Here is a 24,576-nt window from a genome sequence, read left to right as displayed (position 1 = left end):
ACATTAACTCCTCCCATTTATGTAAGTTTTTCGTATTTATTGATTTACTATTTTATAGAGTTTTTCTATCTCATGTTCGTTACTATAATTAATTTTGTTTACATTATTAGATAATTTCTTTCTTAGTTCAACATCATTAATAAGCATTTTTATTCCTCCTACAAGACCACTTACACCCATAGGACAAATCAGACCATCCTTTCCATTTTCTACTTGGCTTATTGCAGTAGGATAACTTGTTATAAGTACCGGCTTTCCCAACATTTTTGCTTCTGTTACAGTAACCGCCTTCCCTTCATATCTAGACGGTTGGACATATAAATCACATTCTCTTATAAATGGATATGGATTATCTTTCTTACCTAATAAGATGAAGCTATCTTCTAATTCATGTTTAGTGATTAATTCTTGTAACATTTTTTTTTCACCACCATAACCGACGACATACCAAACAATATTTTGGTAGCCACTTAACTTTAATTCTTTAAAAGCAAGTATAGCTTGGTCTATTCCTTTAGCATGTGAAAGCCTAGCAACTGTCAAAATTTTTAATCTCTTATCGTTAACCATTGGATTAACAATCTCCTGCTTAGCTAAATCTGTGACCACTTCGGTATTAAGAATATTTTCTAAAATAATTATTTTATTTTGTAATGAAGGATATTTAGTCCTAAAAGCATTCCCACATTCTTTTGATACTACTGCAATATGATCGAATTGATTCCACATATCAATATCAATTTTTACGTTTGTTTCGATAGTAGAATAATCTGTATGTACCCAAGCAATTTTCTTTTTTGCCTTTACTTTTTCACCCACAAAATAATGTGGCCATAAAAAACTAATTGCAACATCATACTCTTTCTCAGTATTAGGTAAGTATGGTAAACTATATTTCCACATATATTGCATTTGTGTGTAGCCCTTTTCCGTTGCCGGGTGAAAGAATGCTCTTAATTTAGCTATAATCCTCGCTAGTCCTATTCTCAATTCGCCTGATTTAATCGTTTCCTTTATAGACATTCTAAATGTTTTATATTTTTTTGATTCTTTTAGCAATATAGGATGCTCTGGAAGTAATTTCATAAAATCACCTGTATGGCTATAGAGCATTAGATCAACATTGTAGGTATTATAATCAAAAATATTTAACAAATTTATTAAGCTTCTTTCTACCCCGCCAACTTCTAAATCAAATGAAGCTATTAAAATATTTTTCATTACTATCTCCCACTTCTTTTATCCTGTATATTTCAAAAAGTCTGGAAATTCCGCGTTTTAAAGAATAATTATTTTGCTCGAATCCACCAACAATGTTATTAATTCTTTTTTTCTTAGTTTTAACTATTTTTAAAATGGTATCAGCCCAAACTTCCGCCCCATCACTTATAGATATTTTTGTAATTAACCCCAAGTTTAGGTCAGCTTCAGGCTGGATAGCCTCGGATACTATGCAAGGTAAACCACTTGCCTGTGCCTCAAGTAAAACAAGCCCTAGTCCTTCATACAATGACGGAAATACAAATAAATCCATACTATGTAACAAAGTAGGTATGTCACTTCTTATGCCAGTAAATACAATATATTCATTTAGTTTTGCATCATTGACCTCTTTTTCAATTTGTATCTTTAAATCCCCATCTCCTACTAACACTAGCCTAATAGAGGGCTCCTTTTTTATTATTGACTCCATAATTTCCAATAAAAACTTATGATTTTTAGTTTCTATAAACCTACCGATATGACCAATGACTATATTTTCACTAATTTTCTTTTCTTTTTTAAATTGTATAACTTCTTTTCTAGGCTCCTTTAGGAACATTGAGTAATCTATAAGATTAGGAAAAAATGAATATTTCTTTTTGGTGATACTTTTTTCACCAAATAAGTAGCTTCCTGCCCCTTTACTGCATGCCATTAAATTCGTTGATAAATGATTTATCATAAATCTCATAATTTTTATATATACTTTTCTAACCAAAGAATTGCTTTTATCCAAAGTAGTATGAGCATGTGAAATCCTTACACTAACTCCTGCCATTAAGGCCGCTACATTAGCAATCCCACAATGAAATAACGTATGGGAATGAACGACATCATAAGGACCATATTTTTTCATAGCATTGTACAGTTCCTTTATGGATTGCGTTTTAGATAATCTAATTATTCTCCCACCTAAACTGATTATTTCCTCATCATAATGAGCTTCCTGTAAACTATAAGATATGAAGTCAAATTGCACTTTTTTACGGTCAATATTCCTATAGATATTCATTAACATTGTTTCAGTTCCGGCTCTATTCATGGCTCCAACAACATGAAGAACTCTAATAGGCTTAATCTTCTCCATTTTTCTCACCCTATATTTAAACTTCAATTAGCGTTTTTCTCAACTTCATTTTGCCATTTAACAAACTCAAATACCTTTTTATACTCTCGTAATTTATCAATTTCAATTCCAGATTCTTTAAGTTCCTTAATAAATAGTAGCCACTCACTCTCAACTAATTTAGTAAAATCAGAACTATCAGCTAATAAAATTTGCAAATCCACTTTTAAAACACTAGATATTTTTTCCATCACTTGAATTGACGGATTGTCATTTAATTCTCGCTCAATATTACTTAAATAAGACTTTGAAATATTTGCTTGTTCAGCCAGATCCGATAATGTAATCCCTCTTTTCTTTCGTATTTTATGAATATTCCTCCCTATCATCCAGGTACACCTCACTTTTTCATTAACAGATGCTCAATTTGTTCTTTTTCTTTCTAAATGCAGACTTAATGCAATTTATTATTCTATATTGTTCTTCTTCAGTTAGGTTTGAGCCAGAAGGAATACACAATCCCATTTTAAATAATGATTCAGCTATATGGTCACCTTCTGAATGAGGGTAATAAAGTTTTTCTTTAAATAGGGGTTGCAAGTGTAGCGGCTTCCAAACATGACGAGCTTCAATATTATTTTCATTTAATATTTCTATTAACTTGGTCGATGATATACCCGCCTCTTTTTCATCTATTGTTAATGCGGTTAGCCAACGATTACTTCTCGTACCTTTTAGTTCGGGCATAAATCTAACACCAGACAGTTTAGATAGTTCAGTAAAATAACGATCATAGATCAACCTTCTTGTTTTTACACGATCTTCTAATACTTGGAGTTGAGCCCTACCTACCCCTGCTAATATATTACTCATTCGATAATTAAATCCTACTACGGAGTGTTGATAATATGGAGCAGTATCACGTGCTTGTGTAGATAAAAACCTAGCTCTCTGTATGGATTCAATGTCTTCTGAAACTAGGGCCCCTCCACCGGATGTTGTGATAATTTTATTACCATTAAATGAAAAAATACCAAATTTACCAAACGTACCACTAGGTTTACCTTTATAAGTAGAACCCATGGATTCCGCGGCGTCCTCAATAATTGGCACGTTATATTGATTACATATAGTAAGAAGTTCATCAAATTTTGCACTTTGACCATATAGATTTACAACAATTGCAGCTTTTGGTAAATTGTTTTCTAAGTATGCTTCTTGTAAAGCTTTTTCAAGTGCTTGTGGAGACATATTCCATGTGTCTGGCTCCGAATCAATAAAAACTGGTTCCGCATTCTGATAGATAATAGGGTTAGCACTTGCTATAAAGGTAAGGCTAGAACAAAATACTCTATCACCTTTATTGACGCCTAATAAAGAAAGAGCCAAATGAATTGCAGCTGTACCCGAATTAACAACAACTGTTTCACTGGCTCCTAAATAAGAAGATATTTCTTTTTCGAAAGCATCCACATTAGGACCCAGAGGTGCGACCCAGTTGCTATCAAATGCTTCTTGTATATATTTCTGTTCATTTCCGCTCATATGTGGCGGCGATAAAAAAATCCGCGATTTGATGGTACTCATTAACGAATTAACCTCCTATTTACAGGGATTTAAATAATTGTTTAAGCATCGGGAGTCTTGAAAGATCCATTAAATTATCAACTTGAAAGTGCGCTTCATACTCTATTGGAACAACTACATCATTATAAATTCCATTAGAGCGATTTATGTGTACAGTTAACCATCCCAGTTTCTTAGCTGTAATAAAATCCTTTTGTAAGTTATCTCCAATATATACGCATTCAAAATGATTGCAATTTAACTCTTGGATTGCTTTTTCGTACGGTATACTACTTGGCTTCCAGTTCTCTCGTCCATAATGGTCACTTAAAATTATTGAATGGAATAAACTATCCAGTTTTAATGCGGTTACTTTCTTTTTTTGGGAATAAATAAATCCGTCTGATATTAATCCAATTCTTACTGAGTCTTTAAGATTACTGAATACCCATTCAGCTTCCTTAAGCAATTGAATTTCAGGTTCATGAGTCCTATAAATATATAGCATTTTACTTATTATTTTTTCATCGTATTCAAGGTTTAATAATTCAAGAGCTTTGTTAAATATTTTCTTAGTTTCTCCTGACTCGAACAATTGTTTAGCCACGTCAAAAAAAACAAAAATTCCATAGTTTTCTCTCACCCATTTGTCTACAGCCCTAAATCCGCTTATTACATACTCTTTTTCCTCATATAGTGTATCATCCATATCAAAAACCACTGCACGAATCATTGTATTACCTTTTCCATAAAAAACGCTTCGTCATATCTGAGCATCATTAAGTTTTCTGTCCAACTAAAATCTTCTTCAGTAAAAATCTCTCCTTGGCACATGTTTATGACCCACAAAGGAAAATTTGCACCCGCTTCAATAGATAGTGGTATGCCTCCCCCAAAACGAGGATTAATTTCAATAAACGTTATTTCACCGTTCTCTTGTTTAAAACATTGTAAAGTTATACATCCGACCGGATCTGGTAAAACTTTAACCACATCCTTAACTGCGTTTATAATTTTAAAATCCTTTCTAGTGACTCCTTTACTTACTTCCCCGGCTCTAGTCTCCATTCGTAACCTAGGGACTATTGTTTTCAAATTCCCTTTAAAATCCACCATTACATCAACCGTATATTCCTCACCATTTATGAATTCTTGTACCATAGAATTTGGAATATGCTTTTTAAAGAATACCAATTCTGCTTCATTTTTTATCGTTGTTACTCCTTTACTAGAGCTCCCGTCGAACGGTTTTATTAGTAGTGGAAATTTATATTCCCTCATATCTAATTGGAATTCTTCATAAACTTTGGGTGTACTAATATTTTTAGAAACAAAGAATTGATAAGTCAAATTCTTATTACTTGCAATTTTATTTAATTCTGAGCCAGAAACTAACACCTTTACGTTATTCTCCTCAAAGATATGTTTATTTTCCGATAATAAATTTAATTCTGTATCAATAAGAGGAATAATTAGTGTAATTTTCTCTTTTCTACAAATCTTTAATAATTCTGTTATATAACTATAGTGATCAACCCGAGGAACAGTGTAGTGTCTATCACTAACATATGCAGTTGGAACATTCTTACTAAAGTCGGCCGTAATTATGCTTCCTTTTATTTGTTCGATACTGAAAGTTTCTTTAAATTTTTGAATTAGAGAAACACGTCTTCCTGAACTTGTAAACAAAATGTTTATTTTATGCTTCATAATTTTTATCTCCTCTAAAGACTGGCATTGTGGCATGACTTTTATTCTGTATACCTTCTGACTTTATTACCTTGATTAAGGTAATAAACACAATTTTTAAATCAATTAAAGTACTTTGATTTTCAACGTACCAAATATCAAGTTCAAATTTTTCTTCCCAATTAATACTATTTCTCCCGTTTACTTGAGCCCATCCTGTAATGCCAGGTTTAACTTCATGTCGCTTAAACTGTCTTTCAGTATATAAATCAAGGTAATCCATCAATAATGGTCTAGGACCTACTAAGCTCATTTCTCCTTTTACTACATTAAGTAGCTGTGGAAACTCGTCTAAACTATATTTTCTTAGCAACTTACCAAACGATGTTAAACGTAATTCATCCGACAAGGGATTCCCTTGACTATCTCTTAAATCTTTCATGGTGCGAAATTTATAAAGATAAAAGGGCTCTCCATTTAATCCAGGTCTTTCTTGGGTAAAAAGAATTGGTGATCCCATTTTAAACCTTACTAATATGGCTAAAATAATTATTAAAGGGGATAATAATAATAAGGCAACTAAAGAAATAGTTAAATCTATTACTCGTTTCATAAGCCTTTACTCCTTATATTCTATTTAGAATTAATTGTATTAGTCTTACAAATTCCCTCAATAGATTGAATCATCTCTTTTACAAAATCTTTTGTTTTTATTTCAATATTCTCATTACCTTTTTTATAATGCATTTTTAGTATCTCCAATAGCTGTAATTGTGTTAAATTTAGTGTTTTCAAGGTTACACCTCACTTACCGCTATTGCATTTACTAGTTTTTCATGTTTAATATTACCGTTATTTTTAGTTTCTATTTGATAACCATTTGGGTTATTTTTCTGCCATCTCCAAGTATCTTCGCACATTTCTTCTATACTTCGACTAGCTTGCCAACCTAATTCCTTTTGTGCCTTAGTAACATCAGCAAAACAGATTGCAGCATCACCTTGACGTCTTTCTTTCACTTCATAAGGAACTTTTCGATTGGTTGCATCTTCAAATGCTTTCACTACCTCTAATACACTATATCCTCTACCTGTTCCAAGATTATAAGCATCTATGCCATGACTTTCCTGTACTCTTTCTAAGGCTCTCAGGTGTCCAATCGCTAGGTCCACAACATGTATATAATCTCTTATACCTGTTCCATCTATAGTAGGATAGTCGTTTCCAAACACACTTAAAATTGGTAATTTTCCAACAGCTACTTGTGATATATACGGCATAAGGTTATTTGGAATTCCTTTTGGATCTTCACCAATAAGTCCACTTTCATGAGCTCCGATTGGATTGAAATATCTTAATAAAGCAATACTCCAAGATGGATCAGAATGAGCTAAATCTCTTAATATTTCCTCAATCATTAGTTTCGTACGACCATATGGATTTACTGCCCCTAATTGGCTTTCTTCAATAATGGGAACTTGGTCTGTCGATCCATAAACTGTAGCAGACGAGCTAAATACAAGCTTTTTCACTTCATACTTCTTCATTATTTCACAAAGTATAAGAGTCCCGGTTATATTGTTATGGTAGTATTCAATTGGATACATCGTTGACTCACCAACTGCTTTATATCCAGCAAAATGGATTACTGAGTCAATATTATGATTAGTAAATACTTCTTCAAGATCATCTTTATTTAATAAATCGATATTATAGTATTCAAATGATTTTCCAGTAATTTCAGCAACCCTTCTCAAGGCCTCAGGTTTACTGTTTGAAAAATTATCTATGACAATAATTTCATAACCTTTATTAATCAGTTCAACGCAAGTATGACTCCCAATATAACCTGCTCCTCCAGTAACAAGTACAGCCATTTCTTATTTCCTCACTTTCCTAATTAAATAAAAAAAGTAACTTTGGTCTTTACCAGAGTTACTTTTTTCAATTTAAGTAATTACTTTCATAGATAATATTTAAGCTGACTACGCTTTCGTAATAATAATATATAAAATAAAAAACGATTATTCCGTAGTAAATTAGTTTCTGATCTTTATCTTTAAATAACTTAATAATCCATGAGATTAAGATTAGTTGATACAGACTAAAATAAATAGAAAATCTTGCAAATATCCAGTTTTGAGTCGCTATTATCATAAAAATAAATCCGAGCAATGTCATATTTACAACTATATCGCTCTTTGGGAAAATTTCTCTTAAATAATCTCTGCCTAAATATGCTATAAGAAGAGGTACCGCATTCACAACCACTCTTATTGAACTAGCTCCACCCTCATTAAAGTTTTGATATCCTCCATATTGGGTTTCTTGTATTGCTGAGAATAATATTGAAGAAAATTGACTATAGCCAATTACAATTACAATTGACAAAAGTACTAAAGCAATTGTTATTTTCGACCATGCTTTAAAACGAACTATAAAATAAATTGGTATGAGGATCAATGCACTTTGATGAAATAATGAAGCTAGAAGAATTATGGGAATATACTTTTTCCAACTTCCCTCCATTAGAAACTTTATCCCTGTAAAGGCAATTGACGCTGCAAGAACTTGCCTAATACCATTCATTGATACTAGGAAAAGCCCACCAGTAATATAAACATACATACTGATTTCAAAAATTCTTGAATAATTGTACAAAACTGCAACAATCAATATATTGGTAATCATAGCTGTAATAAAAATCATAATCTGTGGATCATCTGAATAATGTTTTAAAACCATTTGAAATATACCAAATCCAATATCTTTTTGGCTTAATACGTAATCCCAAGTAAAATCGTACATTTTATAAATATGAGCATAAAAATATGTATCGCCAATATTTGATCTTAACCCTGAGATCAACACAAGTGACAATAGTGCACCAAATACTAATATCTTATTGGGTCTAATACTAACTGGCGTATATTTTAACTCATAAGAGAAATTTGGAATTGCAGCATACCTTGCAAAAAATGAAAAAACAAATACTAAAGCAAGATTAATCCATAAAGGAGTCATATTATATTTTTCCTTCCAGAAGAAAAACAATTTCAACTAAAAGTAGATAAATTATATAGTCTTTGTTTTTCTTATAATATAAAAATACAATGATATTCCTAAAGGTATAGCCAATATCGTTAAAATTTTCTTTGGTGTCTCTTTTAGGAAATTTTTATTTCTACTTATGAAACTACTAGATACATAGTGGATAGCTTGTCTAAATTTGAATGTGATACTAGCAAATGGTAATTTCATCATTTCCTTTCTATAAAAAGCAAATCCATTGGGATTTTTTTTATACTGATTTAACATATTATGCGAAGAACCATCCGGAAGATATTCAACGCAACACAGTACCTCATTCATTAATAACATTTCGTACTGTTTATCAAGCATATGATATTTGTACGCTAGCCCAACGTACCTCTCGTTTTCAAATAGTGGGTATGGAAATAACTTTGTTAGCTCAGTGCGATAAACTAGTTTTTTATCTCCTGTTACCCTATGTTTATTATATAAATCAAATAATCTTGATTGCTTCAAATTAACGGGCAATTTTGTACCAATCACTTTACCATCTGTATAAGAATCTAAACCTATGATTCCACTTACATTTTCATTACCATATTGATTCCAAAAACAAATAATTTTTTCTACTGCATCTAAGGGCATATAATCATCTGAATCAATGCACACATTTAATTCTGTATTAATTTGCTCGTAAGCAGTGTTATGAGCACCATGCATTCCCTGATTTTCTTGCCAAAAATACTTTATTTCAATTTCATTTTCTTCCATCCACCCTTCGACTAATGCTTTTGTTTCGTCAGATGAACCATCGTCAATTATTAACCAAATAAATTCTTTACAAGTTTGATTCTTTAAGCTCTCGTAACAGTTATGAAGGCAATATGCTCGATTGTAAGTTGGAGTAAATACAGTTAATTTCTTCATATCCTACCTCCCTAACGAGATATATGTCTTTTGCGTAATCTCCGCTGTTTTTCGAATATCATAACCTTTTTGGTACAAAGCACTTTCTGCATTTTTCCTAGGATAATTTTTTTGTGCCTCTTCTAAGATTTTCTCAATCCATCTTTCTTTATCAGATAAAGAGCAATACTGTACTAAGCCGATTTCCATATCTACTTCCTTTGTAATAGAATCTGAGATAATACATGTTAAACTGGCACCTTGTGCTTCAATTAAAGTTACAGGTAAGCCTTCATGCAAAGATGGAAATACAAATACGTCCATTGCCTGTAGAACTAAATGAATATCCTCTCTTATTCCGAGTAACTTTACGTTTTTCTCTATTTCTAGTTCTTTTATTTTAGCTTCAATTTTTGCTTGAAGTGCCCCACCACCGACCAAGATTAGAACTGCATTGGGCATCTTTTTTAATAGTCCAGCAAAAATCTCTAATAAGAAAAGATGATTTTTTTGATGGTTAAACCTTCCAATGTGACCAACTACAAATGATTTTTTAGCAATATTTAACTCTTCTCTAATTTTTTCTCTTGACTGCAGTGAAAAAAGAAACTTATCACTTTCAATTCCATTTTTTAGTAGGAGTGATTCATTTGTTCGTTTAGAAAACAACCACTTACTCGCAGCCTCCGAACAAGCAAATAAATGTGTGGCATTAGGTGTAATTTGTTTACCCGCATACCATTTATATAATTGTGAAGCGAACCCACCTTCACTTTTTGTATTATGACTATGTGCAATTCGCACAGGAATATTAGCTTTCTTTGCTGCTCTTAAAACTAGTCCACTCATTTTATCCATATGAGAATGAACTATTTTATAATTAGGATTTAACCTGAAAAATTTATCTAATTTTCTTATATAACCTAAGTGGCCAACATCAGTTACATAAGGGATCCGATGAATCTTTCCTCCCATAGCAACTATTTCAGCATCAAATACTCCTTCTTTACACGTTAAAAAGTCGAATTGTACTTTAGATCGATCAATATTACGATACAAGTTCATAATCAGTGTTTCAGCACCACCCCGGTTCATATTAACGACCGAGTGTAAAACTCTTAAAGGGTTGCCCACGTAATATCCTCCGTTTCATTCATATACCTTTTATACACCTTACTTTTTTTCTCAATTACTTTATCAATACTGTATTTGCTCAAAATTATTTTTCTACTATTAATTCCTAGCCTTTCTTTAAGACCTTCACTTTTCACTAGATGTTTTAATTTCTTAGCAAAATCAGTTTCGCCATCACTCTTTACTAACCACCCATTATTATCATCCATAACAAGCTCTCGATGGCCTCTATTATCAACTGCGATTATTGGTAAACCACAGGCCATGGCTTCCATGATATTGACTGGTAACCCTTCACGTAAGCTTGATCCAACCGCAACATCGCACATTGGAACAATTTCTTTAATATCTTTTCTAAAACCTAAAAAGTTTACCATATGCGAAATTTCTAATTTCTTTGCTAATTGCTTACATTCATTAAGTAAAACTCCTTCACCAGCAAGTAAAATCTTTACATTCGGCAGATCCTCTTTAATTAAAGCTAATGAATTCAGTAAAAATTTTTGGTTTTTATTTTTATTAAATTCAGCTGCATAAAAAAGTAAAAAGTCATCTGGTTGATATCCAAATGACTCTTTCAGTGCTTTTTTATTCAATTCATCGATTGGTTTAAAATCTTCCGCATTTACTCCAACACCGTGTATATACTCGATTCTTTTGACTTTTAACTTATTTTTAGATAGTTCATAGTCTTCATTATTAATTGTTATTAAACAATCAGTTAGATGTGCCATGAATTTTTCAATGGGATAATATAATAACCAGTTAAGTAAAGGAGCACCTTTACAAAAATGGAAACCATGAGCAGTATAAATAACTTTCGTTCCATTAATCCTAGATTTTCGCGCAGCAAGGCGGGTAAGAATACCTCCCATTGGAGTATGACAATGTATAATTTCGTAATTATTCTGCTCAATAATGTTTTTTAGATCTTTTAAAGCCTTAATATTTTTAAATTTAAAAGGTGATCTTTGAATTGATACATTAAATTTTTTGTCTACGTATGGGATTTGGATTTCTCCATTTGCAGCTATATGTACTTCCCAGCCGTTTTCCTTGAACCATTTTATATATGGCATATGAAATGCTGTAAAATGATAATCTACAGTTGCACAAAAAAGTACTTTTTTAGCCATTTCTTTCACCTATTAATATTATTTTCGAATTATTTTGTTTATTAATTAATTAATTAATTCTTTTTTCATTAATTCTGTTAAATAATCTAGAACACTATTTCTTAAATCCTCTCGGTTAAGAGCAAACTCAAGTGTTGTTTTAATATATCCTAATTTCTCTCCTACATCATAACGTGTTCCTTCGAACTCATAAGCATAAACTGCTTCATACTTGTTAAGTTCCGCAATTGCGTCAGTCAGTTGTATTTCATTCCCTGCTCCTGCCTTCTGGCTACTTAAAATTTCAAATATTCTAGGGGTTAGTATATAGCGACCTAATATAGCTAAGTTTGAAGGTGCGTCATCTTGATTTGGTTTTTCTACTAAATTATGAACATTGTAAAACTGATTATCGACTAGACTTCCGTCAACGATTCCATATCTAGAAACCTCGTTTTCATTGACAGTTTGTACACCCAAAATGGAAGCGTTATACCGATTATACTGATCAATCATTTGCATTAAACATGGTCTATCAGCTTTAACGATATCGTCCCCCAATAATACTGCAAATGGTTCATCACCTATAAATTTACGTGCACACCAAATTGCATGCCCTAAACCTTTTGGCTCTTTTTGACGAATATAATGAATATCTACCATCTTTGATGATTTCTGAACTTCACTTAATAATTCAAATTTACCTTTTTCTAACAAGTTTTGTTCCAATTCAAATGAATGATCAAAATGATCTTCAATTGCTCTTTTTCCTTTACCAGTAACGATAATAATATCTTCAATTCCTGATTCTATTGCCTCTTCTACAATATATTGAATTGTAGGTTTATCAACAATTGGCAGCATTTCTTTAGGCATAGCTTTTGTTGCTGGAAGAAATCTGGTACCTAAACCTGCAGCTGGAATAATCGCTTTTTTTATTTTCATTTCTTGCCCCCCTTTTTGAATTAATAATTTATATTACCGGACTTTGTTGAGTGACCATGCGGTTATTTGCTAGGTTTATTATTCTTTCTTTCAGAGCATTTTGATCCAATGTTTGATAGTTATTAATGATTTCGTCAATCTCATTTATGTATAAGTTAGTTGATTTTCCGATATAAATCTTTGGATAAATTTGTTCATCATGTACTTCGTCTTCCTTTAATAGTTCCTCAAATAATTTCTCTCCAGGTCTCATACCTGTGTATTCAATTCCAATTTCATCAACTGAGTTACCAGATAATAGTATTAAGTTTTTCGCAAGATCTACTATTTTTACCGGTTCACCCATATCTAACACAAATATCTCGCCACCCTTTGCAAGAGCGCCAGCTTGTATGACTAATCTCGATGCTTCCGGAATTGTCATAAAGTAACGTACCATTTCAGGATCAGTAACCGTTACTGGTCCACCTTTTTCAATTTGTTTCTTAAATAACGGAATCACACTACCTCGGCTACCCAACACGTTACCAAATCTTACTGCCACAAATTTTGTGTTACTATTTTTATCCATATCTTGAATTACCATCTCTGCAAGTTTTTTTGTAGCCCCCATTACACTTGTAGGATTAACTGCCTTATCAGTTGAAATCATGACAAAGGTTTCAACACTATGCCAACTAGCTGCTTTAGCAACATTCATTGTTCCGATCACATTATTTTTAAAAGCTTCTTCAGGATTTCGTTCCATTAAAGGTACATGTTTATGCGCCGCAGCATGATAGACAACGTTTGGATTATATCGATCCATAACATCCATCATTTTCTTTGTATCCTGTAAATCAGCAATTTCAGTAATAAACTCAATCGGCGAGTTTTTAAATCGTTCTTTTAATTCCATTTCAATTGTATAGATGCTATTTTCACCATGACCTAGTAGGATTAGCTTTTTGGGATTAAATTCTGAAATTTGACGCGAAATTTCAGAACCAATCGATCCACCCGCACCTGTAACTAGAACTACTTTATTCGAAATTGAATCCGATATACTTTCAATATCCATCATGACTGGATCTCTACCAAGTAAGTCTTCAACTTGCACATCACGAAAATGATTTACAGAAACTTTCCCAGTTATGATATCTTCTATCATTGGAAGTATCTTTGTACTGGCCTTAGTTTTTGAACATTCTTGAAAGATTATATTTAATTCTTTTTTACTTAATGAAGGTATTGAAATGATTATATTTTCAATAGAAAGTTTACTTACTAAGCTTACTATTTGATCTACTCCCCCTAAAACAGGAATTCCTAAGATATCTAGATGATGTTTCTTTTTATTATCATCGATAAACGCAACCGGAAGAAGATCTGTATCATTATTTTTTAATAATTGCCTTGCAACCATTGTTCCCGCAGATCCTGCACCTACAATTAATGTTCTTTTTTTATTATCAGTCCTCTTAGCAACGGAGTCACGATATAGCCTCCAAGTAAACCTTGACCCACCAATTAATAAAATATGTAGAAGCCAAGTTACAGAATAAAGTCTAAAACTTACTTTTTGCATGAAAATTAAATGAATAATCATCGAGCTCACAATAGAATAGTTAACAACTTTAAAAATAATCAAAAGTTCACCTATACTAGCGTATTCCCATGCTTTCTTATATAACTTGAATAGAATAGAATAAGTATAATGGCTTGCTAAAATTATGAGAGAACTAATAATCATTGAGAATGAGACAACATAAATAGTTCCCTCTACTAAAAATCTACTAATAAAAATTGCTGACAGAACGATGCATGAATCGATTAAAATGAATAAAGATAGTCTTTGCCTATAAGTCACTTACCTACACCTTCCTTGTCCCCATTTAATTAAAGATCTATTTTTCTACAAATCTATTGTGCAATCCAAATACTTCTTAATCTCCACTAGTTGATCTAAGGTTTGCATCCTGATGTATAAACAAATTGTATCTTTGACACTTTAGGTGGACCATACTAAGTTTTTATCATATAGACATCTCCATCCCGTTTTGTGTTAAAGTATTTATGTTAATGCTTTTTAAAAAAAACACTAAAATAAATACTTTATAAATAAATCGGGCATCTAACCCACCCTCACACCACACTCTTGACGACTCGCGTCTAAGGTTATTTCAACCCACAGCATGATCGAGTGCCTACATTTGATAATGGCAAGTAGACATCACCGTTAGTTCTTAATAAAGAACAAAAAGCTAAGAATACCACATTTCTGATATCCTTAACATAATTACTAATAATGTTTTTTATATTTCATTAAAGATTGCCCCAACTAAATTTCCATGGGCAAGGTCGATTACTCTTCTTGCTTCTATTAGATTATCAGTTTCAGTTCTTCCACGATTAACAACTAGAACAACTCCATCACAATGATTTGCTAACACCCTAGACTCGGTGAATTCCAAGATTGAGGGAGAGTCGATTAAAACAATATCATAAGTATTAACTAGTATTTTTAATAAATCTTCTACAATTTCATTAGCTAATATCTCAACAGGATTAAATGAAACTGTGCCACTAGTTAAAATATCTAAATTCCCGATACCTGATTGAACTACCGCTTCCTCAAGGTTTACTTGTTTTGTTAGTACATTTGTTAAACCAATGTTATTTTCTATTTTAAAAATTTTATGTATATTCGAATCTCTTAAATTGGCATCAATTAAGAGCACCTTTTCCTTTTGCTGTGCCATAGAGACGGCTAAATTTGCTGTTATTGTCGATTTCCCCTCCCCGTTTTCTGGCGAAGTAATAAGTATGTTACGTTTTTTCTTCTCTTCCGTTAAAAAATTTATATTCGTACGAATCATACGGAATTGGTCTGAGATCATCGAATCTGGGTGAGTAAATGTGATTAGAAATCTTTTTTTTACATTTTTTTTATATCTTTTTTTAAAAAGCATTTGTTTCACCCTTTGAAATTGTAGTTTTATATTTTTTTCTCTCACGCAATAACTTTTTCTTGTTCATATTTGATACTAAACCAATAACTGGAACATCTAATATTTCTTCAATTTCACTTTCTCTTCTAACAGTTTCGTCTAAGGAATCAAATAAAAAAGCTATTCCAACTCCTAAGATAATACCGATAACAATCGTATACTTTATAATATTATGTTGTTGTCCATTTATGAGAATAACGTTTTCTTCAGCTTCTGGAATCAATTGGACTTTGTCAAATTTTAAAAAATCAGCCATCTGATTTTTTGATGCAATAGCTGTTTTATTTACAATCTCAGTAGCCATTTGGGGATTGGGATCATCTACTGTTATCTCAAAAACTTTTGATTCATCTATTCTAGCAAAATTAATTTGATTGATTAATTCATCAGTCGTTCTATTTAAACTTAATTCATTTTTAACTTTTTCAATAGTCATAGGTGATTTAATCATAACTGTTAGAGTTTTTAAGTTTTCATTATCAGCATCAATTAATATTTGTCTAGATGCTCTATAAATCGGTACATCTTGCTTGAAAAATTCATTATATATTAAGCCCATAATTGACGTTAGTACAGTAACAGCTAAGATTAACCAGATTCTTCTCTTTATTACCTCGAAGTACTCTTTTAAATCAATCTCTTTCCTTTTTACATTTTTTATTAAAGCATTTTGTTTATTTAACCCCATTACTGCCTCCTCAATTTTTAAAGAAATAACTGAACAGTACTAAAGCACTAGTAATTCTATATAACGAACAAACACTTAAAAAAATAAAATCTTCTTTTTCTCTAAAACGAACTCAAAACTACTGAAAATAAGTATTATGAAACCATTTTAATTCTTTATAAAGAACAAGTCAACGATAGTTATCCTTTATTGTAAAATAATTTTAAATTTTAAAAAAATAATAAGATTTATTAAAGTGTAAATTATACTTAAAAGTTTAAATTAGTAAGCACAAATACTCATCTTTTAATTAATTTTCCATTTTATAGAACAATTCTTCATTACAAATCCTTTATTTCTTATTAATAAATGTATGTAACACTATTTGATATTTTTCAAGTTAGGTCAAATTTTAATTTTTTTCCTTCCACTTTTTCTATTAGTCTTTTATAAATTATTATTAAGAAGGTCAATTACTGTAAATAATTTGTTATATTTCACCAATTTTAGGGGATTCTACTCATATCCTACATTGAAAGGAAGCTATTATATGGAACAAACTCTTTATGAAAAATATGGCGGAGAAGAAACAGTTGGAAAAGTAGTTGATTATTTTTATGATGAATTAGTACTAAAAGATGAAACAGTTAATCATTTCTTTGATAAAACGGATATGGACAAGCAACGCCGTCATCAAACGAAATTTATTAGCTTTGCATTAGGTGGACCAAATAAATATACTGGTAAATCCATGTCAAAAGCCCATGAAGGAATGAATATTCAACCTGAACATTTTAATGCAATTGCTACCCATCTCCATGATGCTTTAGCTCACTTTGGGGTAAGCGAGGCAGATATTGATCAAGCCTTAACGAAGGTCGAATCACTTAGAGATGACATACAATATAAATAATAACTTCATTAAAAAAGCTACTACTTTTACAGGTAGTAGCTTTCTAATTGTTCATTTTTATTTCCAAAACGCACCCTCAAACTCAACCAAATCGTGATATGGGTACAAAGGTTTCAATAATCTTGCTTTTGTCCATAAATCTGTTGTTTTTTCTAAAGCCGTTAAAGACGTTTTGTAATTCTCATCAACTGTAATATATTTTACATTACCTAGATGCTGGAGTGAGTACCCAGTAATTTGTTTAAAGAAAGTTTTATTGGCGTAGTCCAGTGGATCACCCTTTACAATGTAGTTTGTAAATAGTGGTTTAAACGTTTTTTGGATCTTTTGTGACTTTGCATGAAGTTTTTTCGAACCATCATCTAAAAGTACACCTAATGAGTTAAAAGTAACACCCTGTACAAATAGATGATTTTTCAATTTTTTATCATTTTTCAGCTGATAACCTACAAATTGAGCTAAATAACCTCCAAAGGAATGTCCAGTAACATATACACTTGAATGGTTGTTCTCTTTTTTAGTTAATATTGATGTAACCCAATCATATGCTTGCTGAGCTTGTTGGTCTACGACAATTGGTGAACCATTCTCTGGGGTCTCAAATTCAACTAATTTTTGATAAATATCTTGTAAATTGATTTTCTTTAATCCACTAAATGCAAATAGTAAACTATTATTTTTATTGTTTTTTAATGCTATTGCTGAAAATCCAATATTACCTGATGTAATAGAAACAAGTCGATATTCGCTAAGATTCTCATGGACTTGAGTAAGTAATGGATCTACAATCCCTTTATGTTCTCTTAAACTTTTGCCTATTTCTTTATTTAGAAATGCTTCATAAGATAGCTCGGATGCCGCTAGTAATACGCCAACTGGAAGTTTCTCTAGCTCTCTTTGCTCTTGTTGGCTACATCCGGTGGTCGTTGTAAAAAAAGTAAGTACTGTAACGATAAAAATAACTACACGAAAATTCATTAGTAACCTAACCTCCTTTCGACAGTCTCTTTCTTATATTATGTCCACGACCATCTGACATGTTCATCTTATCCCCAAAAAAGTAAAAAAATATACATAAAAATTATTGACAGGTTTATTTTATAGATGATATCATATAAATTTTGATATTTCATTTTTTAATGTTATACTTAAGTTATAAGAATTTTCGGAGGTGGGTACATTGTTCAAAATTGGCGATCAAATTATTTACCCAATGCAGGGAGCTGCAGTAATTGATTCCATCGAAGAGAAAGTTATACAAGGTGTAACACAACAGTACTACATAATCAACATACCATCCAGCAATTTAAAGTTGATGGTCCCTCAAGGTAAAGTGTCAAATACGAAAATTCGTTTAGTTGAAGACAAAGAACATTTAAATAATGTTTTAGATGACTTCTCAAATGGTCTTCCCGACGATTCCTTATCGTGGAAACAAAAATATGATTTAAATATGAAAAAATTAAAGTCTGGCGAATTGCTCGCTGGTGCTCAAGTTGTACGTGATTTAACACTACAAAGTAGGGAAAAACCTTTAAATCCAAGTGAAAGAGAAATGCTAGACACGGCCAAACGCATGTTTGTTGGTGAACTTAGCTTAATTAAAGGCATTTCGCAGCTTGAAGCAACTGAATTAATCGATTCTGCATTAAAATAAAGATTTACTTAGAAAAGGAGCTTAACTTTAAGCTCTTTTTTTATTGGTTTTTAAACTTAACAGTAACTTTCCCTGGATACTTAGAGGGAGAAGATTGATTCTATCCCATTATAATAAAAAATTGGAAGAATTTTTCATATTTGACAGTTTTATTTACAGCTTTGAACATTTTATTTTTTAGTCGAATTCGTTTCCACTTTACATCTCCAAACAAATAAAAAAAAAGACTGCTAACAAAAATGCTAGCAGCCTTTTATTTCACTAAAGAAGTGAAAATTATAATTTAACTACGTTTTCAGCTTGAGCGCCACGGTTACCTTGAGTGATCTCAAAGCTTACTTTTTGGCCTTCTTCAAGAGATTTGAAACCTTCGCCTTGGATAGCTGAGAAATGTACGAATACATCGTCTCCACCTTCAACAGCGATGAATCCGAAACCTTTTTCTGCATTAAACCATTTAACTGTACCTGTGTTCATTGTACGAACCTCCATTTATACCTGTTTTTTTACACTTAATGAGTATTGTTAAGAAAAAATACACACATTAGAACAGGATGAAAATTCGTCCCTTTTAACACATGAATTGAATTAACCAATTTCTTATTAAGTATGTACCTATGGTAACATAAAATGAAATGAAAAACAAATTGTGCACGAAGAATAATTAAATTTTATAAGTTTTATTAAAAAATGACCTTATTTTTTACTGTCGTTAGAGGTTTAAACCAACCGATCATTCTTCTCCTAATACTACTAAAGTAACTATTTTGTAAGGTGTTTTTGCTGCAATATACCTGTCTTTAATCCACCGTGTCCTCCTTTTACGGGAGTGAACAAGCTATATTTCTTTTATTTGATCATTTTGTAGCAATTGCTTTACACTTTCCCCCATCCATATTACTTTATTTAATTTAAATAGGTATGTTTTCATAGAATTTAGTTGAAACTATGAGGATTTTACATATTAGAGCGATTTATTTTTTGAATTTATTCAGTTCGTTGGTTTTTATTTGAGATTCCTAGACCCCTTGCTTTTAATTTTTATTCCTATAATAGTATTAACAATCTATGTCAACTTTTACTTTTTCCCTTTTCGGCTATGTGTATCGTATTTGTTTGGGGTATAATTACCAATAAAGAATGTTTCGAGTAAGGAGGCATCGAATGCTTCAGCGTGATTTAAGTAAAGATATTATTTATGAACTTTCATATTCACTTTTTTCAAAGCTTTCTCCTCAAAATACGAGGGACGCCGAGCTTGTTGATACTGGCCTGCAGTTGTATCGTTTAGGTCAAGTATACAATGTGTCGGTACGTGAAGGCCGACTAGTTGGTGTTGTTGAAGAAGGAGATCAAATCCATTTACCAATTCTACATATTGAAAATCATGATCAAAATGGATGTGATTGCTACGAAGCTCCTCCGTGTCAACACCAAATTGCACTACTTTGCTATGCTGCCGCTTCGTTTTCTTTAGTCGGAGATATTATGAGGAAGTTTAAACAGTCTTCTTTAAAAAGAATCCCAAATATCATGACTGGACGCCAACTATTGGATCAAATGAGTATGCTTGAGCAGGATCGACCTAAAGAGACAGTTGCGTTGTTTGAGCAAAAGTATAAGGAATATATCGAACAGCAAAGAACCTCATTTTACCAAGATGTTTATTTTGTTTATCCATTATATGAACGGTTTTATCATGGATTATTGAATCAACAACCACGTCAAGAAAAGGAAAAACTGCAATACCAGTTACTTGCATCAATTTTTACAATGAATAAAATGGTCGGTCAAATCGAAATTCAAAGTACAGTTTACGACAATGCGCATTTACCTCGCGAAATGACAATGTTAGAAAATCAAATTGATGCAGTAAGTAGGCAGTTACATAATTTAACTGGGGGTTCTGTTTCTATTCAATACGAAGAGGTTCTTCGGGAGCAGTTGCAAGCTCTTTTACTAGAAAGAAACCTTTGTATAGTTCCTCGATATAACGCTTTTCGTTATGTATATAAAGAGTTATTAAATAATCCAAAGATTTTATATAAGGATTTAGAAACTTTATCAAAGGTTGAAGACAGTTATTATGCAGATTTAGGAAAAGCCCATCTATATTTTTTATTAAAAGAAGATGAAACAATGCTATCTTTAATAAAGCAATACAGTAATAATGAACGTACTCTCTATTGCTTTACTTACTGGATAGAAAGTCTTCGAAAAAATAATGAAACAGATCGACTAACATTATTTTTGCCATTATATTACGAAATGCTTTTACACTTTTTAAAAATTGGCGATGATGAATATGCAAAAACTGCTTTCGCGAAACATTTCCTTACTAATTATGAGTACAATAGTTTTTATACGAATGAAACGTCCGGACTAGAGGTAGTTTATCAAGCACTTCTTCCATATAGTGTAATGCAGTATACTGATTATTTAATGCATAATCGAGAATACAAACGATGGGCTGAGCTACAAATGCAATTATATTCTTACAATCCTGATTACATTGATAAACATGACCTTCAGGAAGTACATAAGTACTCACCTCAATCTGTATTACCAATCTATCATCACTTAGTTATTTATTACATTGAGTTAAAAGGCCGAGCAAACTATAAAATAGCTGTTCGATATTTAAAAAAACTAAGAACAAATTATAAAAAATTAAAACGTATGAATGAGTGGGAGTTCTATATACAGTATATTGAATCTCAATTTATTCGTTTACGTGCACTTCAAGAGGAATTAAAGAAAGGAAAATTAGTCAATGAAGCGACTAGCAAATCTTAGTATTGCCGTAAAATGGGTCGAGCGAAAAGGCTTACTCATTTATGGAATGCAAAGTCACGGTGTCATTTTACCGGTAACAGCATGGAAGCATCTAGTGTTTCAATGGCATGAACCTTCATATTATGGGACATTATTGCAGCCGACCCGAGTCGGTCAGATTGAAGGAATTCTTTTAACTCCAATCGAAGCACTTACTTTTTTTAGAGAACATCAAGAAAACTCATTAGTAGAGATTACTTATTTAGATGAAGCTAATGAGTTTCATTCGGTAATTTCACGATTATATGATGATTTTAATGAGGGACACGTTTCGCCAAGTTTTGCTCATTATCAGTCTGGCGAGGAGTTATGGAAAGTTGATGGATATGAACAATTAGAACCAACTCTACAGGAATTGGTTTCTTCTGCAATTAAACAGCAGTTTGAAATAGAATCATTACAGTCTAAACGATGGGATATTGCTAGGAGCTTGTATCACAATCCAAGTTATATAAAACAACAACTCACACATAGTATTGATGAAGACGATTGGCACGTAAAAATCGGGCTACGAGACGATGACGTTCCATTTTCAATTCGATTAGTACTTGAAGAGCCAATGAGTGAACATGATGATTGGAATTTACGTACCTATTTAATAGACGAACGAAAAACGATAAAACCATATGAATATAACGGACATGAATCATTACATAAAAAGCATTCATCTTATGCTGAGTATTTGGATCGAACATTCCAAGGCGTAGGTTTATTAGCACCAAACTTAATCGATGATGATAAGCCAAAGGAAGTTTTAAGTGAACAGGAAGCTTGGACATTTTTAACGGAAGATAGTGAAAAAGTACTTTCTGCAAATATTCAAGTTCTTTTACCAAGTTGGTGGCAAGCTTTAAAACAAAATAAGATGACCTTAAAAGCAAGTGTAAAAGGTAAGCCTGCCGGAAAATCATTTTTTAATATGGAAACATTAGTTGATTTCAACTGGCGAATATCCACAAATGGAATGGAGCTTTCAGAACAACAATTCCAGCAATTTGTTGAAAATCAAAGACGTTTAATTCAGTTTAACGGTCAGTGGATTGCACTTGACCCTGCTTTTATTGCACGTATGAAGAAAATGATGGCAAAGGCTGAAAAGCAAGGCCTTAGATTTCACGAAGTCCTTCAACATGAGCTACTGCAAGGGACTGAACAACCTGAGGACGATCATTCACCTTTTGCCGAAGTTGAAATTGAAGTAGATGATGTATTCAAAGAACTAACGAAACGATTAACATCCATTTCGGAAGTTCCTAAGCTTAATGTTCCTCATGGTCTGCAAGCAACATTACGAGCATATCAGCAAAAAGGATTCGAATGGTTAGTTCATCTAAAAAATATGGGATTTGGTGCACTACTTGCTGACGATATGGGGCTTGGTAAAACAATTCAATCGATCTCTTATTTGGCTTATCGCAAAGAAAACGAAGAAAAACGAGGGGCGTCATTGATTGTCTGCCCAACTTCTGTGATCAACAACTGGAAACGAGAAATTGAATTATTTTATCCTGATTTAACTGTACACGTTCATTATGGAGGTAACCGTTTAAAAGGTGAGGACTTATTTTCTATGATAAGAGATGTCGATATTGTCATCACTTCCTATGCTTTAAGCGTGTTAGATTATGAAGACCTAGAGCAATATGTTTGGAAAAGTATCGTTCTTGATGAAGCTCAAAACATAAAAAATCCAATGACAAAACAGTCTCGCGCAGTTCGTGGTTTAAAAGCCGAGCACCGCATTGCTCTCACTGGTACTCCAATGGAAAACCGCTTAACTGAGCTTTGGACAATATTTGATTTTATTAATAGAGGATATCTTGGTTCATTAAACCGTTTCGCTAGCAATTATGTAAACCCAATTGAAAAAGACCGAGATGAAGAAAAGATCAATGCTGTCCATCGTTTAATTTCACCATTCTTACTAAGAAGAACAAAGCAAGACGAAGATGTCGCTTTAAATCTTCCACCAAAACAAGAACAAAAGATGCTTTGTCCTTTATCAGTTGAACAAGCTGCATTATACGAACAAGTTGTTCAAGACAGCTTAAAACAAATCGACACATTAACTGGTATCGAACGTCGAGGCCGCATTTTATGGATGCTAAATAAATTAAAACAAATCTGTGATCACCCTTCTTTATTCTTAAAAGAATCACAGCTTGTTGAATTCGAAGAGAGATCAAGCAAAGTTGAGCGCCTATTCGAACTAATTGACCCAATTCTTGAACAAAAAGAAAGCTGTCTAATCTTTACTCAATATGTGAGAATGGGTGATATGCTTAAAGAAGCAATCCAAGCAAAATTTGGAGAAGAGGTATTATTCTTAAATGGTAGTGTGCCTAAAACTGCTAGGGATAATATGATTTCTCGCTTCCAAAACGGCGATGTAAAAGTGTTTATTCTTTCACTCAAAGCTGGTGGAACTGGATTAAACTTAACAGCTGCAAACCACGTAATGCACTTTGATCGTTGGTGGAATCCAGCAGTTGAAAACCAAGCAACTGACCGGGCTTACAGAATCGGGCAAACAAAATTCGTTCAAGTCCATAAATTTGTAACGATTGGAACGCTAGAAGAAAAAATTGATGAAATGCTACAACGGAAACAATCACTTAACGATACAATTATAACGAGCGAACAATGGATTACAGAATTGTCCATGGATGAACTTGTTGAGTTGTTAGGTGTTTAATAGGAAGAAAAACTGGGATTATTATATTGTGATAATCCCAGTTTCAATTTTTACTTAATAAAAGAAGCCTATTTTTTCAAAAAATATGCTTCTTTTTTATTC

The 24,576-nt window shown here is 32.2% G+C and carries 23 protein-coding genes; 4 read left to right on the top strand and 19 right to left on the bottom strand.

Translation table 11 applies throughout. The features are described 5' to 3' along the window. Positions 1 to 36: 36 nt before the first annotated feature. From ACSBO6_RS01175 to ACSBO6_RS01095, 17 genes are all read right to left on the bottom strand, one after another. On the bottom strand, positions 37 to 1,221 hold the full coding sequence (locus ACSBO6_RS01175) for a glycosyltransferase (RefSeq protein ID WP_498844028.1): 1,185 nt from the start codon (positions 1,219 to 1,221) through the stop codon (positions 37 to 39). After that, positions 1,193 to 2,350 carry a glycosyltransferase family 1 protein gene (locus ACSBO6_RS01170; RefSeq protein WP_498844027.1) on the bottom strand — a complete coding sequence of 386 codons (1,158 nt, stop codon included), beginning with the start codon at positions 2,348 to 2,350 and terminating at the stop codon, positions 1,193 to 1,195. Before ACSBO6_RS01170 ends, ACSBO6_RS01175 begins: the two co-directional genes overlap by 29 nt. 23 nt (positions 2,351 to 2,373) lie before the next feature. After that, a complete protein-coding gene (locus ACSBO6_RS01165) occupies positions 2,374 to 2,718 on the bottom strand; it encodes a helix-turn-helix domain-containing protein (RefSeq protein ID WP_498844026.1) in 345 nt (114 codons plus the stop codon). Between the two features lie 22 nt (positions 2,719 to 2,740). Beyond that, entirely contained in the window at positions 2,741 to 3,916 is a 1,176-nt protein-coding gene (locus ACSBO6_RS01160) for an aminotransferase class I/II-fold pyridoxal phosphate-dependent enzyme (protein ID WP_498844025.1), read from the bottom strand. Positions 3,917 to 3,935: 19 nt separating this feature from the next. After that, positions 3,936 to 4,628 (bottom strand): HAD family hydrolase, encoded by a 693-nt coding sequence (locus tag ACSBO6_RS01155; protein ID WP_498844024.1) that lies wholly within the window; start codon positions 4,626 to 4,628, stop codon positions 3,936 to 3,938. Continuing rightward, complete coding sequence (locus ACSBO6_RS01150) at positions 4,625 to 5,605, bottom strand: ATP-grasp domain-containing protein (protein ID WP_498844023.1); 981 nt, start codon at positions 5,603 to 5,605, stop codon at positions 4,625 to 4,627. The genes ACSBO6_RS01155 and ACSBO6_RS01150 overlap by 4 nt, the downstream gene beginning before the upstream one ends. After that, a complete protein-coding gene (locus tag ACSBO6_RS01145) occupies positions 5,595 to 6,197 on the bottom strand; it encodes a sugar transferase (protein ID WP_498844022.1) in 603 nt (200 codons plus the stop codon). Before ACSBO6_RS01145 ends, ACSBO6_RS01150 begins: the two co-directional genes overlap by 11 nt. Positions 6,198 to 6,217: 20 nt before the next feature. Continuing rightward, positions 6,218 to 6,379, bottom strand: coding sequence for a YwzD family small protein (locus ACSBO6_RS01140; RefSeq protein ID WP_483295193.1), 162 nt, complete (start codon positions 6,377 to 6,379; stop codon positions 6,218 to 6,220). Between the two features lie 2 nt (positions 6,380 to 6,381). Beyond that, positions 6,382 to 7,461: a UDP-glucose 4-epimerase GalE gene (gene galE, locus ACSBO6_RS01135; protein ID WP_498844021.1), complete on the bottom strand. Its 1,080-nt coding sequence runs from the start codon at positions 7,459 to 7,461 to the stop codon at positions 6,382 to 6,384. Positions 7,462 to 7,528: 67 nt separating this feature from the next. Continuing rightward, positions 7,529 to 8,608, bottom strand: a complete 1,080-nt coding sequence (locus ACSBO6_RS01130) for an EpsG family protein (RefSeq protein ID WP_098846510.1) — start codon at positions 8,606 to 8,608, stop codon at positions 7,529 to 7,531. Between the two features lie 51 nt (positions 8,609 to 8,659). Continuing rightward, positions 8,660 to 9,544: a glycosyltransferase family 2 protein gene (locus ACSBO6_RS01125; protein ID WP_498844020.1), complete on the bottom strand. Its 885-nt coding sequence runs from the start codon at positions 9,542 to 9,544 to the stop codon at positions 8,660 to 8,662. A 3-nt stretch (positions 9,545 to 9,547) separates the two neighbouring features. Continuing rightward, positions 9,548 to 10,657 (bottom strand): glycosyltransferase family 1 protein, encoded by a 1,110-nt coding sequence (locus tag ACSBO6_RS01120; RefSeq protein ID WP_498844019.1) that lies wholly within the window; start codon positions 10,655 to 10,657, stop codon positions 9,548 to 9,550. Next, positions 10,642 to 11,793 (bottom strand): glycosyltransferase family 4 protein, encoded by a 1,152-nt coding sequence (locus ACSBO6_RS01115; protein ID WP_498844018.1) that lies wholly within the window; start codon positions 11,791 to 11,793, stop codon positions 10,642 to 10,644. The genes ACSBO6_RS01120 and ACSBO6_RS01115 overlap by 16 nt, the downstream gene beginning before the upstream one ends. A 45-nt stretch (positions 11,794 to 11,838) precedes the next feature. Then, complete coding sequence (galU, locus tag ACSBO6_RS01110) at positions 11,839 to 12,717, bottom strand: UTP--glucose-1-phosphate uridylyltransferase GalU (RefSeq protein WP_498844017.1); 879 nt, start codon at positions 12,715 to 12,717, stop codon at positions 11,839 to 11,841. Positions 12,718 to 12,745: 28 nt separating this feature from the next. Next, entirely contained in the window at positions 12,746 to 14,566 is a 1,821-nt protein-coding gene (locus tag ACSBO6_RS01105) for a polysaccharide biosynthesis protein (protein WP_498844016.1), read from the bottom strand. 445 nt (positions 14,567 to 15,011) lie between these two features. Further along, positions 15,012 to 15,668 (bottom strand): CpsD/CapB family tyrosine-protein kinase, encoded by a 657-nt coding sequence (locus ACSBO6_RS01100; RefSeq protein ID WP_098846504.1) that lies wholly within the window; start codon positions 15,666 to 15,668, stop codon positions 15,012 to 15,014. After that, positions 15,658 to 16,395 carry a YveK family protein gene (locus ACSBO6_RS01095; RefSeq protein WP_098846503.1) on the bottom strand — a complete coding sequence of 246 codons (738 nt, stop codon included), beginning with the start codon at positions 16,393 to 16,395 and terminating at the stop codon, positions 15,658 to 15,660. The genes ACSBO6_RS01100 and ACSBO6_RS01095 overlap by 11 nt, the downstream gene beginning before the upstream one ends. 529 nt (positions 16,396 to 16,924) lie before the next feature. On the opposite strand from ACSBO6_RS01095, the gene ACSBO6_RS01090 reads away from it, so the two are divergent. Continuing rightward, the gene (locus ACSBO6_RS01090) at positions 16,925 to 17,287 is read left to right on the top strand and encodes a group I truncated hemoglobin (protein ID WP_098846502.1); all 363 of its coding nucleotides are present in this window, start codon (positions 16,925 to 16,927) and stop codon (positions 17,285 to 17,287) included. A gap of 57 nt (positions 17,288 to 17,344) precedes the next feature. On the opposite strand, the gene ACSBO6_RS01085 is transcribed toward ACSBO6_RS01090, so the two are convergent. Beyond that, a complete protein-coding gene (locus tag ACSBO6_RS01085; RefSeq protein WP_498844015.1) occupies positions 17,345 to 18,265 on the bottom strand; it encodes a lipase family protein in 921 nt (306 codons plus the stop codon). Positions 18,266 to 18,458: 193 nt separating this feature from the next. On the opposite strand from ACSBO6_RS01085, the gene ACSBO6_RS01080 reads away from it, so the two are divergent. Then, positions 18,459 to 18,944, top strand: a complete 486-nt coding sequence (locus tag ACSBO6_RS01080; protein WP_286138336.1) for a CarD family transcriptional regulator — start codon at positions 18,459 to 18,461, stop codon at positions 18,942 to 18,944. 276 nt (positions 18,945 to 19,220) lie between these two features. On the opposite strand, the gene ACSBO6_RS01075 is transcribed toward ACSBO6_RS01080, so the two are convergent. Beyond that, on the bottom strand, positions 19,221 to 19,421 hold the full coding sequence (locus ACSBO6_RS01075; protein ID WP_056469390.1) for a cold-shock protein: 201 nt from the start codon (positions 19,419 to 19,421) through the stop codon (positions 19,221 to 19,223). 687 nt (positions 19,422 to 20,108) lie between these two features. Between ACSBO6_RS01075 and ACSBO6_RS01070 the strand changes: the two genes are divergently transcribed. Together ACSBO6_RS01070 and ACSBO6_RS01065 are read left to right on the top strand one after the other, a co-directional pair. Further along, positions 20,109 to 21,740: a hypothetical protein gene (locus ACSBO6_RS01070; protein WP_498844014.1), complete on the top strand. Its 1,632-nt coding sequence runs from the start codon at positions 20,109 to 20,111 to the stop codon at positions 21,738 to 21,740. Beyond that, positions 21,718 to 24,474, top strand: coding sequence for a DEAD/DEAH box helicase (locus ACSBO6_RS01065; RefSeq protein ID WP_098846499.1), 2,757 nt, complete (start codon positions 21,718 to 21,720; stop codon positions 24,472 to 24,474). The genes ACSBO6_RS01070 and ACSBO6_RS01065 overlap by 23 nt, the downstream gene beginning before the upstream one ends. The last annotated feature ends 102 nt before the right edge of the window (positions 24,475 to 24,576 follow it).

The organism is Bacillus sp. AL-1R, assembly GCF_052180195.1.
In the GTDB taxonomy this organism is placed as follows: Bacteria; Bacillota; Bacilli; order Bacillales; family Bacillaceae_G; genus Gottfriedia.
Note: the sequence above shows the minus strand (reverse complement) of the source record. Positions and strands in the feature narration are given on the sequence as shown.

What these genes read in the sequence shown, in the direction of transcription:
- ACSBO6_RS01175 (WP_498844028.1), bottom strand. Translation starts at nt 1,221, where the DNA reads ATGAAAAATATTTTAATAGCTTCATTTGATTTAGAAGTTGGCGGGGTA.
- ACSBO6_RS01170 (WP_498844027.1), bottom strand. Translation starts at nt 2,350, where the DNA reads ATGGAGAAGATTAAGCCTATTAGAGTTCTTCATGTTGTTGGAGCCATG.
- ACSBO6_RS01165 (WP_498844026.1), bottom strand. Translation starts at nt 2,718, where the DNA reads ATGATAGGGAGGAATATTCATAAAATACGAAAGAAAAGAGGGATTACA.
- ACSBO6_RS01160 (WP_498844025.1), bottom strand. Translation starts at nt 3,916, where the DNA reads ATGAGTACCATCAAATCGCGGATTTTTTTATCGCCGCCACATATGAGC.
- ACSBO6_RS01155 (WP_498844024.1), bottom strand. Translation starts at nt 4,628, where the DNA reads ATGATTCGTGCAGTGGTTTTTGATATGGATGATACACTATATGAGGAA.
- ACSBO6_RS01150 (WP_498844023.1), bottom strand. Translation starts at nt 5,605, where the DNA reads ATGAAGCATAAAATAAACATTTTGTTTACAAGTTCAGGAAGACGTGTT.
- ACSBO6_RS01145 (WP_498844022.1), bottom strand. Translation starts at nt 6,197, where the DNA reads ATGAAACGAGTAATAGATTTAACTATTTCTTTAGTTGCCTTATTATTA.
- galE (WP_498844021.1), bottom strand. Translation starts at nt 7,461, where the DNA reads ATGGCTGTACTTGTTACTGGAGGAGCAGGTTATATTGGGAGTCATACT.
- ACSBO6_RS01130 (WP_098846510.1), bottom strand. Translation starts at nt 8,608, where the DNA reads ATGACTCCTTTATGGATTAATCTTGCTTTAGTATTTGTTTTTTCATTT.
- ACSBO6_RS01125 (WP_498844020.1), bottom strand. Translation starts at nt 9,544, where the DNA reads ATGAAGAAATTAACTGTATTTACTCCAACTTACAATCGAGCATATTGC.
- ACSBO6_RS01115 (WP_498844018.1), bottom strand. Translation starts at nt 11,793, where the DNA reads ATGGCTAAAAAAGTACTTTTTTGTGCAACTGTAGATTATCATTTTACA.
- galU (WP_498844017.1), bottom strand. Translation starts at nt 12,717, where the DNA reads ATGAAAATAAAAAAAGCGATTATTCCAGCTGCAGGTTTAGGTACCAGA.
- ACSBO6_RS01100 (WP_098846504.1), bottom strand. Translation starts at nt 15,668, where the DNA reads ATGCTTTTTAAAAAAAGATATAAAAAAAATGTAAAAAAAAGATTTCTA.
- ACSBO6_RS01095 (WP_098846503.1), bottom strand. Translation starts at nt 16,395, where the DNA reads ATGGGGTTAAATAAACAAAATGCTTTAATAAAAAATGTAAAAAGGAAA.
- ACSBO6_RS01090 (WP_098846502.1), top strand. Translation starts at nt 16,925, where the DNA reads ATGGAACAAACTCTTTATGAAAAATATGGCGGAGAAGAAACAGTTGGA.
- ACSBO6_RS01085 (WP_498844015.1), bottom strand. Translation starts at nt 18,265, where the DNA reads ATGAATTTTCGTGTAGTTATTTTTATCGTTACAGTACTTACTTTTTTT.
- ACSBO6_RS01075 (WP_056469390.1), bottom strand. Translation starts at nt 19,421, where the DNA reads ATGAACACAGGTACAGTTAAATGGTTTAATGCAGAAAAAGGTTTCGGA.
- ACSBO6_RS01070 (WP_498844014.1), top strand. Translation starts at nt 20,109, where the DNA reads ATGCTTCAGCGTGATTTAAGTAAAGATATTATTTATGAACTTTCATAT.
- ACSBO6_RS01065 (WP_098846499.1), top strand. Translation starts at nt 21,718, where the DNA reads ATGAAGCGACTAGCAAATCTTAGTATTGCCGTAAAATGGGTCGAGCGA.